Raw genomic sequence first — 15,102 nt, forward strand, 5'->3', positions numbered from 1 at the left:
CCTTGTCCATGGGTTTTCATTAATGTCCGTCCGGCACGGACGGTTAGCGCTTCGCTCCCAGCCGTGGGTTTCATACCCGCGATCCGAACGGACTCCGGATTCATAACTGCGGATCGAATACCCCGGCGGCTGCGGTCCACCTGCGGTCGATTACTCTCGCGATTACGCATCTGCGGGCTTACTTACTTCTTCACCGCGCGTACGGCCACCCGCCGCCACGTAAATACAATCTCGCCGTCGGTCTGCTCCACGATCTGATAGATCGCTTTCACATTCGCCGGAGCGCTTGCAAACTGGTCCCGCACTTGCTGCGCCTGTTCCTGCGTGCAGCCTGCTTTGAAGATCCAATCGGACAAGGGGATCGTGATGCCGCCGCCGGTGTCGCTGATGGTTTCGACGGTCAGTCCCGCGTCTTCCCAGATTGCGCGCCACTCGCTGGGCGTGTAATTGCGAACATGTGACGGGTCTCGCAGAACCTCTACGGCGTTCTGCCAATCGGCGGCCACGGCGTCGCCGTCGGGAACGCTGGTGTCCACCAGGACCAACCGGCCGCCGGGCTTCAGCACTCGCGCTGTTTCGGCGGCGAACTTTTGGATATCCAGAAAGTGATGCGGCGCGATGCGGCTGGTGACGATGTCGAATGTCGCGTCGGGGAAGGGCAGCGCCTCGGCGGGCGCTTCCGTAAACGTCGCGTTTGTGATCCCGCGCTCCTCAGCCTGCTTTCGGGCCTGCTCCAGCATCCCCGTCGAGACGTCGCTGCCGATGACTTCGGTGACATGCGGCGCGAAGGCGAGAGCGGTGAACCCCGTTCCGGTGGCGATGTCCAGCACTTTGTCCGTCGGCTGATGGCCGGAGTGGGCGAGAATCCAGGAGAGCGTTTCTTCGCTCCAGGTATTCCATTGCGCGTTGTAATGCGCCGCTTGTTTGTCGAACTGCTCTTTCGCCGAACGCGTCGGAGCCGCTGCGCCGCCAATATTACTCATCCTCGCCGTCCTCCCATCTTCTGAAATCGATTGATTCTATTGTACTGTTTTTATTGGTATAATTCAAATGAAAGTTATTTATGTGAGCGATAACAAAATCACATAGTTAGGATTGAGAATGGAGATCCGGGAATTGGAGGCGTTCGTGAAGATCGCTTCCGAGAAGAATTTTACGCGGGCGGCGGAGGAGTTGTCGCTGACGCAGCCCGCCGTGACGCGCCAGATCGCGGCGCTGGAACGGGAGCTGCGCACGCGTCTTTTGGACCGGTTGGGGCGTCGCGTGGAGCTAACGGCTGCGGGCGCGGCCTTGCTGCCCTATGCCGCCGAGATGCTGCGTCTGGCGGATGAGGCGCGGCGTGCGGTGGGGGATGTGGCGCAGGGCGTGTCGGGCCATCTGTCCGTCGGCGCGAGCAGCACGGCGGCGACATATCTGCTGCCCCCATTGCTGCGGCGGTTTCGCGAGGAGCATCCGGGTGTGGAGATGAGTGTACATACGGGGGCGTCGGCGCGCGTCGCGGAGATGGTGATGACGAATGCCGTCGATATGGCGGTGGTGATGGGGTTTCGCGCGCGGCCAGGAATGCAGATCGTCACGCTTGCCGAGTATGCAAACGTTGTCGTGACTTACCCCGATCATCCACTTGCCCGGGAGAAGAGGGGACTGACAGTTTCGGCGCTCAAGAACATTCCCCTCATTTTGATGCAGCCGGAGACCAGTCTTCGAGCACAAGTCGATGCGCTCTTTGCTGAGGCGGGAGTCGCCCCGACGGTATCCATGGAGCTGGACAACGTCGAGGCGATCAAGAAGATGATCGAGGCCCGGCTGGGGACTTCGCTGCTGCCGCGTTTAGCCGTCGAATCCGAGGTCGCGGATGGACGCCTTGCGGCGCTGACGCTGCGCGAAGCGCCCGCCGCTCGACAGCAAATCTCGGCGATCCATCGCGCTGACAAATACCAATCCGCCGCCCTGCGGGCTTTCGTGACGCTCCTCACCTCCGAGCTTGGCGCCGAAGATGAGGCAGCGTTGATATCTTCTATTGATGCGTGATCGAGATGCTCGCGATCTGCGGGTCCCAGTTCTGGCTGGTTGCGGCGATCTGAACGCGCAGGCTGGTCACGCCGACCGGGAGGATGCCGGTGTTCTTGATGGTTGAGTAGCCCCACGGCGAGGTCGTGATCGTCTTGGCGTTTGTCGTGGTAGCCGCCTGCGTATAGGTGGCGCCGTTGTCCTTGGAGTACCAGAAGGTTACGCTGGTGGTCGCCGCATACCAGGTGTAGACCTTCGCTGAGAACTCGCTGATGTTGGGGTACGAGTAATCGAGGAATTCGGCGTCGTTGACGGTGCGCGTCGCCCGGCCGGCGTCCCCCTGGTAGTACGCGCTGTTGGTGGTGTCGATGGTCCAGTTCAGGCTTTTCGCGACGATCTCGCTGAAGTCGCTCAAGTTATCGGTGGTTGTGATTGTACTTCCCGTTCCCATCGCGCCGTCGATCGCGCCGAGAAGGGGCTGCTGCTGCTGGCCGACGGGCGCAGTGGGGATGTACTGCTGAAGGACCTGCCAGCACATCAGGCCGCCGAGGTGATTGGCGATCACGTACTTGACCTTGTCGGCAATGAGTGTAGGATCATCGTAGGAGATAAACGCCAGCGGGGACTGCACGCTCCCGTTGCGCAGGCTCAGATATGGCGCATACGAGGCGCTGTCCCAGTAAGCGGCGCTCGGCGCATAGTACTGCGACATGATCTGGGCATAGGAGATTGCCTGCGGGTAGTTCGCCGGAACGTTCGCGAGATTCTGGTTCGGCCCGGTCACGCCCTGCCAATTATAGCCGTAGAACGCCGCGCCGATCGCCAGTCGCGAAGGACTAATGCCCGCCGCAATGTACCGAGCGATCTGATTGTCGCACGACGGCAGGGGAGTAACGCCGTCCGGAAAGGTTGCGCCGCCTGTGTACAGCGGCGAGTTGTACCAGCTGACCCAGCCCGGCCAGTTGCCCGCGAGATCGTAGGTCATCACGTTGATCTGGTCGAAGCATTCCGCGACGCCGGCGTAGATCGACGGGTCCGCGTCCGATCCGCACGTTGCGGCGGTCGTGATCAAATACTGGCTGCCGAAGGATGTGCGCAGCGCCTGGATGAAGGACTGAAAGAGCGCCTTGTCCGACGTCATCAGCGGCTCCATGTCGATGTCCACGCCGTCGAAACCGTGGCTGACGACCCAGTTCTTGATGTTGGTGACAAACGCCGCCTGATGCGCGGGACTGATGGCGCTTTCAAAGTTCGTGGCGGTTCCGCCGCCGCCGATACAGATCAGCGCGCACTTTCCGTTCCCCGCCTGATGTACGGCGCTGACAAACGCGGCGGCGTTGGCGTTGACCGAAGTGGCGGCGCTTCCGCCGGCGGCCGTATCGCCGCCTTTATCGTACAGCGTGCCGTCCGCGTTCGGGGTCAGCGAAAACAGGGTCAAATGCGTGATGGAATGCATATCGACATTGGCTACCGGCAATGTCGGAAACGTCTGCGACGTGTAGTAAGCCGTCACCCAGGGCTTCGCCTGTGCCGGCGTCTGTATTGCGATTGCAGCAAGTGATAACACTGCGATTACCGCAGCGGGCTTCATCGAAAACTTCATGCGTTTCTCCTCGTGTGCGTCGGCGCAATGGTCTAAAACTCCTGGATACTTCTAGAAGACATGATCAATTATAATTGGTGAGTTTTAATTTGTCAAGTGTTCTAGAAAAGTTATTTTGAAGGACGAAAATAGCCCGGCGGTTTCTCACCGCCGGGCTATTGTTAGCGCAGGGCTGGAAGCGAGATTCACCCGGGCGGCTGAGCCTGTCGGTACACTTCGAAGAGCATAATTCCGGCGGCCACGGCGAGGTTAAGCGAATCGGTGGAGCCGGCCATGGGGATGCGAACGAGATCGTCACACAGGGATTGGTGTACTGGCCACAGGCCCTTGCGTTCAGATCCCATAAAGAGCACGGAAGGTCTCTGATAAGAGATCTCCCGATAATCGCGCGCACCGTTTGGCGAAGCGCCCACGAGATGGGCGCCGACGCGCTCTTTCCAAGCCGCAAAGTTCTGAAAGCTCGACCGGATGAAGCGCTGGGCGAAAATAGAACCCATGGAGGCGCGTACGGTCAAAGGGGCGTACTGATCGGTGGATTTCCCGAGCAAAATCACCCCGCCTGCGCCGACGGAATCCGCCGTCCGAATAATCGTCCCCAGATTGCCCGGCGAGCGGACGCTTTCGCAGGCGACCCAGCACAAATCGGCGGCGGGGTCGATATCGGCAAGCGACTCCCAGCGCTGGCGCACGATGGCGGCAAAGCCCTGCGGGTCTTCGGTCATGGTGATACGTTCCAAGCACTCGCTTGAAACGCGGGTGATGGGAATACGACGATCGAGAAGAGTTTGCAGCACGCGCTGTGCGGCGGGAGTCGTCGTGTGATTGGGTGAGAGAATGACGGCGCGGATATCGGCGCCGCTGTCTACCGCCTTCGCCAGCAGGCGAAGACCTTCGATGCGAAAAAAGTGGGTGCGGTCGCGTGTGTCGCGCTGCGCGAGGAGATCAAAGAGAGCGACTGTGTCGCGCCGGGACGAATCGGCGTTGGGCGTCGGGTAAGTTTTGGTTTTTGTCATTCATGGGCAGGATCTTTCATCCTGGCGGGGTGGTCGGGCCTGCGTGCGCAGAGCGTTGGCGTAAAGAAATATCCTCGTGGGAGCTTTGGCGGCGCCAAGGTTCCCACGAGGATATCGTACTCAGAATTTACGAAGATTGTCAATACGCCGCCTTCGTTACGCCGCCTTGGAGAGGCGCAGGACGGGCTGTGTTTCCGCTTCGATATGGAACAGCGAGACTTGCCGGGCAAGGTCCCGTGAAACTTCCGCCAGGGTTTCGGCGCACGCGGCCATTTCTTCTACCGCCGCCGCCTGTTCCACGGTGGTTCCGGCGACCGTTTGCACGGATGCGGATACTTCCTCAGCGCAGGAGCTCATTTCCTCCGCGACCGCGCTGCTTTGCTCGACAATCGCGGCGACATCGGCGATGGATTTTGCGACATTGGCGGAGGTCGCGCTCATCCGGCCCGTGGTGGCGTTGATCTCCTGAACCCGACTGGCGACTTTATCGATCACGAGTTGGATCTGCGCGAGCGAAGATCCGGCTTCTTCCGCAAGCATCGCGCCCTTCGCGACTTCCCGCGTGCCGTCGTCCATCGCGGACACGGCGCCGGCGGTGTGCTGGCGCACTGTCTGCACGAGCACCGCAATTTCCTTCGTCGCGGACGCCGATCGTTCGGCGAGCTTGCGCACTTCCTCCGCGACGACGGCAAAACCACGTCCCGAATCACCGGCGCGTGCGGCTTCGATCGCCGCGTTGAGCGCCAGCAAGTTGGTTTGTTCGGCGATCCCCTCAATGATGCCGAGAATTCCGCCGATCTGCTGCGAGGCTTCATCCAGGCTCTGGATCGTTTCCGCCGAGTGGGCGACTTTGCGCTGGATTGCGGCCATCCCTGCAACCGTCTCATTGACTGCCTTGACGCCAGATGTCGCCGCCTGGTTGGCTTCGTCCGCAGCGTCGGCCGCCGCCCCGGCCTCTTTCGCGATCATCTGCGCGGAACTTGCGAGATCCTGGATTTTGGCTGTACTATCGGCGAGCGCTCTCGCCTGCGCCGAGGAGCCCTGGGCGACTTCGCTGGCTCCGATCGCCGATTGCTCGCTGGCGTGGGCGACTTCCTGTGTTGTCGCGCTGATTTCTTCGATCCCGGCTCCGACTTGCTCGGCGGTCGATGCGAGCGTGGTGGATGTGGACGCCAAATGCGCCGCTGAGTGCTGAAGGTTTCGCACCAGCGCGATGATTGCCTGCTGAGACTTCGCAAACGACCCGATCATCGACTGAACATTGGAGAGCATCCCGTTGAACGTGCCGGCCATCACGCCGAACTCGTCCTTGCTGGTGATTTCGAGAGGCTGAGTGGTTGAAACCGCAGGAACGGTCAGGTCGCCGTGCTCCATCGCTTGAACTGCATTGGTCAGGCTACTGATACAGCCAGTTTGCAGCTGGACGAGCCGCTCGGAGACGGCGGCGATGGAGAACACGATCCGTCGAATAATGGAGATGGACAGCCATAGGCCAAGAAGGGCTGCGAGAACGGGAACCACCGTTCCAAGGGCCTCGGCTTCTTTGCCTGCCTTGCGGGAATCGCCGAGCTTCGCATCCATAAAACCAGTGTTGAGCTCTTCCAAATGCGTGAGGCTGCTGAAGATATGTTCCTCGGCAGGGGCAATATTCGCGTCATAGTAAACCGCTGCCTTGTCCATCTGGCCGGCTTTGACCAGAGAGATCAATGCCTCCCCATGCTGAACGTACGCTGTCTGCGTGGTTTGAATGTCGGTGATTGCGTTTTTCTCGTCGGGAGTGATGCTGAGCGTGAGGTAGTGGGAGGTCCACTTGTCAAACTCAGCATTCTGCTTGCGCCATTCGTCCACACGATTCATTTTACGATGTGCGATATAAAGCGCGATTGCCTCTCCCTGATATTTCTTCGCCACCTGCATCTCGTAACAGGCTTTCACGGATACGGCGTCCTGTGTCAGAGCATCATTCAGTAAATAGCTGAGTTTGGAGGTGGAGATCCATAGAATTGCGGATACGGCGAATATTCCCAGCATCAGGATGCTGGAAAGAAAGATTAGTTTGCCCTTGACGGTTGTGTTCATGTGAATCCCTGCGCTTATCTCAAATTACTCATTTCTAAGTATCGGCGGCTCTTTTCAATAATCGCAGGGTAATTTTACAATACTTTTAGCCTGGGCGCCCTCTGGGCGCTCATTCTCCAGGCGCTTGCGCAAAGCGCAAGGAATAGGTTAATGCGGTTTGGCCGTATGCGGAGCAGGGTCGAAGAAGACGCCGCTTAGGGCGGGATTTGTCCAATGGCTTGTGACACTCACTCGGAAAATCACCGGCCCTTGAACGTTCCAAATCAGATACTTGCCGGTGACATAGGTGTTTAACTCTTCCGTGTCCAGCACCGCCCCGGTCACCCCATCCACGACTTGGATCGTCTCGCTGCGTCCGTTGGCGTCCCAGTCCACTCCATAAAGAGCGACCTGATGGGTGGCGGCGTCCGTGAATTTGCAATCGATATTGTAACTCTTGTCGCTGGTTCCCCACTGCCCGGCGATGTAGTCTGTTCCGTCGGCTTTTTGCGGAGCGCGCTGCTCGGACGTTGATTTGTTCCATATCACGGCCCATCCCGTGCGGCTGATGGCGCCGTAGCTCGGCGGCTGCACGGCGTCGCCCGCAATGAGATAGCCGTCCGCGCCGTAAACGCCCTTCCATCGACCCTGGGTCGTTGTGTCGGTCTTGATGAAAACTGCGCTGGCGCCGGCGGCTTTGACGGCTGTCGCGCTGAGGAATTTTACCCCTGGGTGATTCTGGACCCACTTGAGTGTGTGTGCCCCGGCGGACAGCGTGACGGGCTTTGATAGGGAGGTCACAGGGTTCTTGCTCCCACGGCGTACGATCACAGACCCTGTCAAGTCGGCCCCATTCTCGTCCTCTATGTGAAACGCTCCGCCGCTGGACGAGGAGACTTGAACGCGCAATTTGTAATGTCCGCCCGCCGGGACTTTGACCGTAAAGCTGCGCGACCGCCCGTTGGATGCAGCGCGGCCGTCGGCGCTGAGGTAGACGCGGCTGTAACTCCATTCGTAATATTTTCCGTCAAAGGCCGAGGCGTCCAGTTCCTTATTGACGCTTCCGATCTGGTTGTGTCCCCATCCACCGTCACAGAGGAAGTCCATGTCGATGGGTTCGTCCTTGGGGGTGTTGCCGTAAGTCCAATGGTAATTGGACCCACTCTGGACTTTGATCCCATCCACATACATCGCGAACGCGCCGTCTTTTTTGTAGACCCAGGTCCAGATATGATATTGCGTGGCGTCGTAGGATTTGATTCCCAGGTTCGACATGGCCGTTCCCCAGCCCGAATAGTCCACGGTGTCCTTACTAGGGTTCGCCACGGAATTGGAGTGCCAGAAGCGTCCATCGTAGTTGGTGTTTCCGCCGCCGTTGTCGTAGCCGAAGCTCTCCACCAGATCCTGCTCCGCGCCCTGGGCGCTTCCATCCCATTTCCATTTGTTTCCCGCTGTCCAGAGAGCAAACCAAAAGTAAGGCGGCGTGACATAGCGTACGCGCGTTTCCCAGACGATGTCCCGGCCAAGCTGCGGGCCTCCGCTAGGAAGACGCCATTTCGCCATAAATGAACCGTTTCCGGCATTGTGATTCCAAACTTGGACCTTGGAGGCGCCGCGCAGGGGCGTCAGGTACGTGCGGAGCGAATCCTCCATAAACTTACGCACCGGCGGACTGTCCACGCCTTCGAGAGGCTGTCCGGCCACCGCGTTGGCGGCGTCGGGGGAAACCATATTCGATCCATACTTGCCGCCGTTGTTAATGGTCCCGAACTGGTCATGGTAATAGAAGTTCGCGCTCATGTCGGCGTAGTTCTTTACCGTGCCCCTCGCCCCAAATCGCCAATTCTTCACGAGCACCATATTGGGACCGCCGAGCCCAAACGACGGCGACGGCCCGATCGCGGGGCTGGAGACGGTTCCGCTGCCGATCGTTTCGATAGGCGGGGCGGCATACGTCACGACTGAAGCAAAGAGAACACCACTAAGGGCCATCACGTGGGTAACACCCGATGTGGACATAAGGCCATTGACATATCTCATGGTGCTGATTTGCCTTTCTGTATCGAATGGTAGGGGCGCCTCCCCGTCAATATGACAGGTGAGACGCCGGACTTCGTTGTTTACAATCGTGGGTCCACCGGCTCGCTTTCCAGCGCCAGTACGCCGAAGACGCACTCGTGGACGCGGCGCAGGGGCTCGCGCCGTACAAAGCGTTCGAGCGCTTCGACGCCGAGGGCGAACTCGCGCAGGGCGAGGGAGCGCTTGCCGCTGAGACGCCGGCTGCGCAGGCGTTCGATGTTGGCGGGCGCGGTGTACTCGGGGCCGTAAATGAGGCGCAGATATTCGTGTCCCCGGCACTTCACGGCGGGCTGCACAAGACCGCGTCCCGAGCGGGCGATGAAGTCCCAGGGTTTGACGACCATGCCTTCTCCGCCGCTTCCGGTCAACTCCGTCCACCAGGCCACGCCGTCCGCGACGCTGGCTTCGTCGCTGAGATTCACAACCCGATATGGCGTTGCGAGCAGCAGCCGCTCGTCGGCGCGGCACAGGCGGGCGAGTGTGTCCATGTGCCAAACATGCTCCTTGCCGGTGTGTACGGCGCCTTCGGTGGCGAGCAAATGGAACGGCGCTAATTTGAAATCGTCGAGCGACGCCACGGGCCAGCAGTAACGCCGATAGGCTTCCGCATACTTCGTCGTCATCGTCTGGCGATCCTGGAAATGGCCAAGCAGCGATTCTGCTTCGGGCAGCCGGGCGGCGGCCGCCGTGAGCGCATTGACGGCGTCGGCGAGGCCTGTTTGCGCGGCCGCGCCCACGGCGGCGTACTGCCGGCGCACCAATTCCTGCGCCTTCGCGGACCAGGGCATCAGTTCGCAGTCCAGCGCCATCCAATTCGTGGAAAGCTCGTCCCAAAGCCCGGAGGCGTCGGCTGCGTCCCGAATACGCTCCAGAAATTGGCCTTCCAAAGCGGCGTCATCAAAGAAGCGGCGGCCGGTGCGTGTGACGCAGGCGCCCAGCGTGGATTCCGAGACGCCGAAGCGCTTACGGGCGGTCTCCTCGTCGCGGCAGACAATCACCACGGCGCGCGAACCCATGTGCTTTTCCTCGCACACGACGCGCTCTACTCCTTGGTTGCGATAGTAGGCGAACGCCTGGGCGGGATGCTCCAGCAGGTCAGGCGCGTCGGAGGTCTCGCACGGCGACATCGTTGGGGGCAGATAGATCAGCCAGCGTGGATCGGCGGCGAAGCGGCTCATCACTTCCAGAGCGGCGATGGAATTCTCCTCGCGAATGGTGATATTCCCGGCCAGCGTCGATTCGATCAGCCGCTTGCCGATGACATCCTCGATCTCCAGCATTCCGTCGTCCTGGTGCTGCGCGCTGAGCGCGATCTGGCTGGGATCGGGCAGGAATGGGCGGACCGGTTCGGCGTAGACTTGGGCCGCCGGGACGGATACGGTCTCTCGCTCCGGGTAGCGCAGGGCCGTGAGCTTTCCGCCGAAGACACAGCCCGTGTCAATGTTGATGGTATTGTTCAGCCACTGCGGCTCGGGAACGGGCGTGTGGCCATAAACAACCATCGCCGATCCGCGATAATCCGACGCCCAGTTGTAACGTACCGGCAGTCCGAACTCATCCGTTTCGCCGGTCGTCTCCCCGTACATGGCGAAGGAGCGGACTTCCCCGGAGCTGCGTCCCTGCATCGATTCTTTGAGACCGGCGTGGGAGATGACGAGCTTGCCGTCGTCCAGCACATAGTGGCTGACAAGACCGTCGATGAAGTCCCGAACCCGCTGGGTAAACTCCGGCGTCTCCGGCTCCATCTGCTCCAGCGTCTTTTCCAGACCGTGCGTGATCTGGACGTTCTTTCCGGCAAGTTTGCGCAGCAGCTTGGCGTCATGGTTGCCCGGAACACAGATGGCGTGGCCGTCCGCCGCCATGTCCATGATCAGCCGCAGCACATCCGGCGTGCGCGGGCCGCGGTCGACATAGTCGCCGACAAAGAGCGCCTTGCGTCCTGCGGGAGGCGTCACGGCGTAGCGGCCGCCATTCTGCTCAATGGTGTATCCGAGAGTGGTGAGCAGCGTGTGCAGCTCATCGAAGCAGCCATGGACATCGCCGATGATATCGAACGGGCCGTGCTCGTGCTTTTTGTTGTTCCAAAGCGGCTCCCGTTCGATCGTCAGCGCCTCGATTTGCTCCAGGCTGTTGAGTATGAAGACGTACCGGAAGCCTTCGCGCTCCAGGCCGCGCAGCGAACGGCGCAGGCTTTGCGTATGGTTGCGCACGACATGCGGTCCGAAGTCCCGGTCCGGCCGCGCCGCATTGCGTTCGTGGCAGACAGACTCGGGAAGGTTCAGCACGATGGCGACGCACAAGCAGTGACGCCGCTTGGCCAGCGTCACCAGCGGCTTGCGCGATTCCGGCTGGACGTTTGTCGCGTCGATTACCGTCAGGCGGCCCAGCGCCAGGCGCTTGTCGGCGAGATAATGCAGGACTTCAAAGGCGTCCTTGGTCGCCGACTGATCGTTCTCATCGTCGGCGACGAGACCTCGGCAAAAGTCCGACGAGAGCACTTCGGTCGGCTTGAAATGCTTACGCGCGAAGGTCGACTTTCCCGACCCTGACGCGCCGACGAGCACGACCAGGGCGAGGTCTGGGATCTTGATATTCAATTCGTAGCGGCCTCCGCGCCCAATGTAAATACTGCCATCTGCGAAGGAGCGCCCACGGCGTTGTCCCACGGCCCAATCGGCGCGAACGTCACCGTGTAGCCACGCCGCGCGGCAACGGCGCCGGCCCAGGATTGGAACTCTTCTCGCGTCCATTCAAAGCGATGGTCGGAATGGCGCATTTTGCCTTCGGATAGCGTTTCGTAGACGACGTTGTATTCCGCGTTCGGCGTGGTGAGCGCCACGACGCCGGGACGAGCAAACTCGAATACGACGCGTTCGAACGCTTCCAGGCGCGATGGATCGAGATGTTCGATCACCTCGACGATCGCCGCGCCGTCATAGCCCTCCAGACGCTTATCCCGGTAGATCAGCGATCCCTGAAACAGCGTCAGTCGCGCCCGCTGTCGTTCGGACATTCCGTCCAGATGCAGCCGATCCGCCGCGATCTGCAGTGACCGATGGGCCACGTCCATACCGCATATCTCCGTGAACGCCGATTCTTTGAGCAGCAATCGCAGAAGCTTGCCTTCGCCGCATCCCAGGTCCAGCACGCGCCGCACGCCGTGCGCTTTCAGCGTGTCCCGAACGGCTTCTAAACGCTGATTGTGCAGACTGATGCGCGGCTCCGCTGCTGACTCTTCAGTCATTGTGGGCGTCTCGGCGGCAGCAGAAGCCGATGCGATTGTCTCTTCGGAAACGATTTCCGTGTCGTCGCCCGGTTCGTCGAGAACTTCCGGTTCGTCATCGCCGACAAGACGCGCCAGGGCTTCGTCGGCAAGTGTATGGCGATATTTTAGATAGCGTCGAACGATCAGCTCCCGCTCGGGGTGGGCGCCCAGCCAGCCTTCGCCTTGACGCAGCAGCTTGTCCACTTCATCGTCTCCGACCCAGTAATGCTTCTCATTGTCGAGCACCGGGATCAGCACGTAGAGATGCGAAAGCAGGTCGCTCAGGCGAAGGTTCCCCGTCAGCATCACCGTAAAATAGGCGCTGTCGCCCCATTCGGGAAACGCCGGATCCAGCGGATGTGGCTCGGCGGCGACTTCGTATCCCAGCGGCGCGAACAGCCGCTCGGGAAGCTCCGCGCCTCCGCCTCGGCAGGGCAGGGCGGAAATACGAACGGTAAGCGGCAGCGACTGCGCGGGCAGTTCCGGCCGATCCTTACAGCGCCCGCCCAGCGCGCTGCCGAAGACCTGTGAGATTGCGACGCTCAGAAACGAGGACGCCGCATAAGGCCGATCGTTGACATACGGCTCCAGCGGCTGGCCGCCGCGCGCTCCGCTGCTGGAGCGCGACAGGCCCACCGGATCGACATCCAGCAGCAGCGCCGCCGTGCAGCTCTCTTCGGTCGCCTCCGGGTAAAACACATACGCCTTGCCAAAGTTCAGATCGAACGTCTGCACGCGTGCCGGGTTCTTGTGGAGCAAGTAGCCGAGGTCGGTTGCGGGGAAATGAGTGGTGGTGATGGTAAGGAGCATAGTGCTTTCGGGAATCGGTCTTACGTCTAGATACGTTTTTTCAAAATTGGCTTGTCATGGGGAACGGGAGAAGATGCCCCCCGACCCCCACAGGGGTGTAAACCATAAGCATGCTGGCGTGTAACAAATCTGATCTTCGTCACGTCTTCGACAATATGGTTTGCTCCCCCAGTGGGGGCCGGGGGGCATCTGATCTGATGGTGCATGGTCAGAACGCCGATGACATTTACAAGCTCAGTTTACGCACCCGGCTAAAGGCGTTTGTATCCTCGCCGTTTGTCCCATCGGCGATATAGAGCGTCTTGCCGTCGGGCGTAATGGCGATGCCTTCCTGGCCGAAGAAGCGGGCGCCGAGGCCCGTCGCGTCCACGAAGCCGGCCGGCAGGCCGCCGGCGATGGTTGAGAGGCCGCCGCTGGTGTTGATCAAGCGGATGGTCTGGTTGTCGTGGTCGTCGATATAGACGTTCCCATTCAGGTCGACATCGACATCTTCCGGATGGTTGAGCGTCGCCGACAGCCGAGCGCCGTCCGCCGAGCCGACGACGCCGGTTCCGGCGTAGGTCGTCACGACGCCGGCGAGGGAGATTTCGCGCAGACGGTTATTGTTCTGGTCGGCGACGAGGATGTCTCCGTTGGGGAGAACCGCGGCGCCATAAGGACGATCGAACTTCGCGGCGGCGCCGGTCCCATCAGCAAATCCGGCGACGCCTGCGGTTCCGGCGAGCGTGGTGACCGCCGCAGTCGTCGGATTCAGCAGGCGAATCGTATTGGTCGCGAGGTCGGACAGCACAAGGCGTCCGTCCGCTAGGGCGGTGAGACCACGAGGGCGGCCAAGGTTGCGGGCGACGACGGTCGCCGCTCCGGTCGCGAGATTGATGCGCCAGATCGTGCCGGTCGTGCTATCCCTGGCGCCGGTATCGTTGGCGTCGGTTTGGACATAAAGAGACCCATCCCGCGCAAACGTAATCCCAAATGGATTGGAGAAGCCGGTCTGCGAGGTCAGTGTCGAGACCACGCCGCCCGTGGTGATCTTGCGGATGGCGTTGTTGTCGAAATCGGCGACGTAAATATTTCCGGTGGAATCAAGCGTGACGTTTACTGGATTATGGAACGTTGCGCCAGCCGCCGGCCCATCCGTTTTGCCAAAGGTGGAACTGCCCGCGACCGTCTCGACTTTCAGAGATCCGAGGCCCGGGGAGTCGTCGCCGCTGCCGCTGCAGCCTCCCATGGCGAGAACAGTGGAAAGAAGAGCGACGCTTAGGGCGCCCCGATTAAAGAGATTCATGCGATGCCTCCATCATGGAAGTGTGATGCAGTGACGCCGAAGTGCAACGCCGCAGGAACTGAGATCCAGCCTGTTAATCGTTATTTTAACAGAAAACGGGGGATTAGTATATGACTGGGCGATGTTCCATCATGCGCCTTAGGTACACTGGAAGCATGGATGACGTGCAAATCATACTCTGTGATATCTACCTTCCCGTGGTGCAGGCCTGGGAAGCTTACTTTACCGACGTTCCGGGCGTGGAAGTCGTCTGTGATACGATCTTTGGGGTGGAGGCCGACGCGCTGGTGTCGCCCGCCAACTCCTTCGGCCGTATGGACGGCGGTCTGGACGCGGACATTATCGAGTTTCTAGGAGAAGACGTGGAGATTGCGGTGCAGCAGTCGATCGCCCAGCGCCATGGCGGCGAACTGGTGGTCGGTCTCGCGGAAGTCGTGCCGACTGGGATGGTGCAATTTCCCTACTTAGTGTGCGCGCCGACCATGCGCGTTCCGCAGAACGTCTCCAAAACCGTCAATGCCTACCTTGCCTTCCGAGGCGCGCTGCGCGCCGTCCGAGAATACAACGCCTGGAACGACACCCCCATCCGCCGCCTCGTCGTCCCCGGCCTCTGCACCGCCAACGGCTTCATGCCGCCCCTGCGCGCCGCCCGCCAGATGCGCGCCGCCTACGACCACATCTCCTTCGGCAAAGCCCCAAACCTGGACATCTCTCTGGACGCCGGCGCCGATTCCGACGACCGCATCAACGTCCGCGCCTCCGAAGCAAAGCCGCCGTCAGTTTAAACTTGGCCCCTCCGCCCCCACTGGATTAGGATTGCCCCTCCGCCCCATTCTGGGGGACTCGGAGTTCGCCCCTCCGCCCCAATGTATTGCGCGCGGGTTCCCCCGGCTTTAGCCTGGGTGGGGAAGCGCGTCCTGGGAACCATCGTCACGCGGGGGGGCATACCTATCTCCCCTCAACTCACTCTATAATGCCT

At 60.7% G+C, this 15,102-nt stretch carries 10 protein-coding genes; 2 read left to right on the plus strand and 8 right to left on the minus strand.

Going from position 1 to position 15,102, the window contains the following annotated elements:
- Positions 1 to 182: 182 nt before the first annotated feature.
- On the minus strand, positions 183 to 983 hold the full coding sequence (locus ABIZ35_RS00425; protein ID WP_348217899.1) for a methyltransferase domain-containing protein: 801 nt from the start codon (positions 981 to 983) through the stop codon (positions 183 to 185).
- Positions 984 to 1,101: 118 nt separating this feature from the next.
- Between ABIZ35_RS00425 and ABIZ35_RS00430 the strand changes: the two genes are divergently transcribed.
- A complete protein-coding gene (locus tag ABIZ35_RS00430; RefSeq protein WP_348217900.1) occupies positions 1,102 to 2,031 on the plus strand; it encodes a LysR family transcriptional regulator in 930 nt (309 codons plus the stop codon).
- On the opposite strand, the gene ABIZ35_RS00435 is transcribed toward ABIZ35_RS00430, so the two are convergent.
- The 7 genes from ABIZ35_RS00435 to ABIZ35_RS00465 form a co-directional block, all read right to left on the minus strand.
- Positions 2,018 to 3,613, minus strand: a complete 1,596-nt coding sequence (locus ABIZ35_RS00435) for a glycoside hydrolase family 18 protein (protein WP_348217901.1) — start codon at positions 3,611 to 3,613, stop codon at positions 2,018 to 2,020. The genes ABIZ35_RS00430 and ABIZ35_RS00435 overlap by 14 nt on opposite strands.
- A 185-nt stretch (positions 3,614 to 3,798) precedes the next feature.
- On the minus strand, positions 3,799 to 4,626 hold the full coding sequence (locus ABIZ35_RS00440) for an RNA methyltransferase (RefSeq protein WP_348217902.1): 828 nt from the start codon (positions 4,624 to 4,626) through the stop codon (positions 3,799 to 3,801).
- Positions 4,627 to 4,782: 156 nt separating this feature from the next.
- A complete protein-coding gene (locus ABIZ35_RS00445) occupies positions 4,783 to 6,705 on the minus strand; it encodes a methyl-accepting chemotaxis protein (RefSeq protein ID WP_348217903.1) in 1,923 nt (640 codons plus the stop codon).
- A gap of 147 nt (positions 6,706 to 6,852) precedes the next feature.
- Positions 6,853 to 8,724, minus strand: a complete 1,872-nt coding sequence (locus ABIZ35_RS00450; protein ID WP_348217904.1) for a hypothetical protein — start codon at positions 8,722 to 8,724, stop codon at positions 6,853 to 6,855.
- Between the two features lie 80 nt (positions 8,725 to 8,804).
- Complete coding sequence (locus ABIZ35_RS00455) at positions 8,805 to 11,360, minus strand: polynucleotide kinase-phosphatase (protein WP_348217905.1); 2,556 nt, start codon at positions 11,358 to 11,360, stop codon at positions 8,805 to 8,807.
- Positions 11,357 to 12,838: a 3' terminal RNA ribose 2'-O-methyltransferase Hen1 gene (locus ABIZ35_RS00460; RefSeq protein WP_348217906.1), complete on the minus strand. Its 1,482-nt coding sequence runs from the start codon at positions 12,836 to 12,838 to the stop codon at positions 11,357 to 11,359. The genes ABIZ35_RS00455 and ABIZ35_RS00460 overlap by 4 nt, the downstream gene beginning before the upstream one ends.
- A gap of 226 nt (positions 12,839 to 13,064) precedes the next feature.
- The gene (locus ABIZ35_RS00465; protein ID WP_348217907.1) at positions 13,065 to 14,123 is read right to left on the minus strand and encodes a hypothetical protein; all 1,059 of its coding nucleotides are present in this window, start codon (positions 14,121 to 14,123) and stop codon (positions 13,065 to 13,067) included.
- Between the two features lie 155 nt (positions 14,124 to 14,278).
- Here ABIZ35_RS00465 and ABIZ35_RS00470 point away from each other — a divergent pair, with 155 nt between their 5' ends.
- On the plus strand, positions 14,279 to 14,908 hold the full coding sequence (locus ABIZ35_RS00470) for a macro domain-containing protein (protein ID WP_348217908.1): 630 nt from the start codon (positions 14,279 to 14,281) through the stop codon (positions 14,906 to 14,908).
- Positions 14,909 to 15,102 lie beyond the last annotated feature (194 nt).

The sequence above is a fragment of the Capsulimonas sp. genome, assembly GCF_039929585.1.
Lineage (GTDB): Bacteria > Armatimonadota > Armatimonadia > Armatimonadales > Capsulimonadaceae > Capsulimonas.

Coding starts and splice junctions, on each gene's coding strand:
- ABIZ35_RS00460 (WP_348217906.1), bottom strand. CDS start 12,838: ATGCTCCTTACCATCACCACCACTCATTTCCCCGCAACCGACCTCGGC.
- ABIZ35_RS00430 (WP_348217900.1), top strand. CDS start 1,102: ATGGAGATCCGGGAATTGGAGGCGTTCGTGAAGATCGCTTCCGAGAAG.
- ABIZ35_RS00445 (WP_348217903.1), bottom strand. CDS start 6,705: ATGAACACAACCGTCAAGGGCAAACTAATCTTTCTTTCCAGCATCCTG.
- ABIZ35_RS00425 (WP_348217899.1), bottom strand. CDS start 983: ATGAGTAATATTGGCGGCGCAGCGGCTCCGACGCGTTCGGCGAAAGAG.
- ABIZ35_RS00470 (WP_348217908.1), top strand. CDS start 14,279: ATGGATGACGTGCAAATCATACTCTGTGATATCTACCTTCCCGTGGTG.
- ABIZ35_RS00450 (WP_348217904.1), bottom strand. CDS start 8,724: ATGAGATATGTCAATGGCCTTATGTCCACATCGGGTGTTACCCACGTG.
- ABIZ35_RS00440 (WP_348217902.1), bottom strand. CDS start 4,626: ATGACAAAAACCAAAACTTACCCGACGCCCAACGCCGATTCGTCCCGG.
- ABIZ35_RS00465 (WP_348217907.1), bottom strand. CDS start 14,123: ATGAATCTCTTTAATCGGGGCGCCCTAAGCGTCGCTCTTCTTTCCACT.
- ABIZ35_RS00435 (WP_348217901.1), bottom strand. CDS start 3,613: ATGAAGTTTTCGATGAAGCCCGCTGCGGTAATCGCAGTGTTATCACTT.